The sequence below is a fragment of the Synechococcus sp. R55.3 genome (assembly GCF_047461975.1).
Lineage (GTDB): Bacteria > Cyanobacteriota > Cyanobacteriia > Thermostichales > Thermostichaceae > Thermostichus.
Window position 1 is genome coordinate 1 of sequence record NZ_JANSIG010000019.1, and the last position, 2,192, is coordinate 2,192.

The window sequence follows — 2,192 nt, forward strand, 5'->3', positions numbered from 1 at the left end:
CCCGTAGGCCCCTGGCTTGGAACCGAAGATGCGCAGCCGCGCCCGCTCCGCCGCTGCTTGCGTTGGGATCCCTTGCTGTTGCCAGTATTCAGTATCGGCCAACACCTGAGCTCGCAAGGGGTTATCGGCTTCCGGCTCCTCCAGATCGGCCACGGCCTGCACAGCTCGGTCAAACAGGGCAATCAAGTTGGGAAAGGCATCGCGGAAGAAGCCGGAAATGCGCAAGGTCACATCCACCCGAGGACGCCCCAAAACGGCCACGGGCAGGATCTCGATATCCACCACCCGTCCCCCATCCCAGCGGGGTTTCACCCCCAGCAGGGCCAGGGCTTCGGCCCAATCGTCGCCGCCGGTGCGCAGGGTGGAAGTTCCCCAGACGGATAGCCCCAGACGACGGGGGTACTCCCCTTGCTCTTGCACGTAGCGCTCCACCACCCGCTCTGCCGCTCGCGCGCCAATTTGCCAGGCCGTTGGGGTGGGAATGGCGCGGATATCCACCGAGTAAAAGTTGCGCCCCGTGGGCAACACATCCACCCGGCCTCGGGTGGGGGCGCCGGAAGCGCCGCTGGGCACGTAGCCGCCGTTTAGCCCCTGGAGCAGGTGATCCAGCTCCTGGGGAGTTTGCTGCAGGCGAGGGAGCAGATCCGTCTCGATCCAATGCAGCACCTGCCTGGCTGCTGGCCCCGGCGGCGGATTGTAAGGGATCCCCTGCAAACGCTGGGCAATCCACAGGCGGGCTTGTGCCTCCAGGGCGGCAACCCCATCTCCGATGTGGCGAAAGCGCTCCCCCTTGGGGCCTTGGGTCGGATTTTGGGAGTGGGGAAGCATCCTACCTCAGGTAAACCGCTGCCCCCAGCCCTACCAACATTTCTTCCGGGGTGATCTTGCCATCTTGGTTGGTGTCGAGGGCATCGAAGACGCGATCCGCCCCCATCCATTCCTCGCGGGTAATGTAGCCATCCCCATCCAGGTCGTAGACGCGAAACACGTCTTGGGCCGCATGGGTAATCACCACTTTGTTGCCCTCCAGCTTGTGTAGCCGCTCGGTGAGCAGGTTTTCCAACACCTCCAGCGCCTTGGAGAAGCCCTGGATCCCTTCTTCCAGCTTTTCTGAGGCCATGCGGTTTTCCCGGTGCATCTGGTCGAAGGTGGCTCTGTCCATCACCAGGCGGGGAATATCCATCTGCTTGGCTTTTTCTGGATCCAACTTGCGCTCCAGGTGACCCTCGGTGTTTTGCAGCTCCGCCAGCAGCGCCGGTGAGATGGTGAGAAGATCGCAGCCGGCCAACTCGATGATCTCCCCGATGTTGCGGAAGCTGGCCCCCATCACTTCCGTCGGAAAATCGTATTTGCGGAAGTAGTTGTAAATCTGGGTCACCGACTGCACCCCCGGATCTTCGGCAGGAGGGTAGCTCTCCCGGCCCGTGTGTTTCTTGTACCAATCCAAGATGCGGCCCACAAAGGGCGAGATCAGCTTCACCCCCGCTTCGGCGCAGGCGATGGCCTGGTGTAGGCCAAACAACAGGGTGAGGTTGCAATGGATCCCTTCTTTTTCCAGGATCTCGGCAGCTCGGATCCCTTCCCAAGTCGAGGCAATTTTAATCAGCACCCGGCTGGGATCCGCTCCTGCTGCCTTGTACAGCTCGATCAGATGGCGGGCCTTGGCGACCGTAGCTTCCGTGTCGTAGGAGAGGCGGGCATCCACCTCGGTCGAGACACGCCCAGGGATGATGGACAAAATGCGCACGCCGAAGGCTACCGCCAATTGATCGATGGCATGGGCCACCACGGCTTTCGGCTCAGCTTTGGATCCCACCTCTTGGCGAGCTTTGAGCAAGGTCTCATCGACAATGCCCTGATACTGAGGCATTTGGGCTGCAGCCGTGATCAATGAGGGGTTGGTGGTGGCATCTTGAGGCTTAAAGCTCTCGATGGCGTTGATATCACCCGTATCGGCGACCACGACAGTCATCTGTCGCAATTGCTCCAGCAAGCTCTTGCTCATGTTCGGCTCCTTGAGATTGCGCTACGCGCCGCTTCTGCGACCTAGTTTCAGTGTTACCCATCCCATTCAGGGATCCCGGTAGACATGAGATTGTCTTAATTCTCTGCCGCTCACCCCCACGTGTGTGGGGACAACGTACTCCCCGAACGGGATCACCTGTCTGTGGTTCGGTTCACCCCCACGTGTG

At 60.8% G+C, this 2,192-nt stretch carries 1 protein-coding gene and 1 pseudogene; both read right to left on the minus strand.

Going from position 1 to position 2,192, the window contains the following annotated elements:
• Nucleotides 1-777 (minus strand): annotated as a pseudogene (locus NW849_RS04755) (cobaltochelatase subunit CobN); the annotation flags it as partial.
• A 52-nt stretch (nucleotides 778-829) separates the two neighbouring features.
• On the minus strand, nucleotides 830-2,005 hold the full coding sequence (locus NW849_RS04760) for a transaldolase (RefSeq protein ID WP_414356222.1): 1,176 nt from the start codon (nucleotides 2,003-2,005) through the stop codon (nucleotides 830-832).
• Nucleotides 2,006-2,192 lie beyond the last annotated feature (187 nt).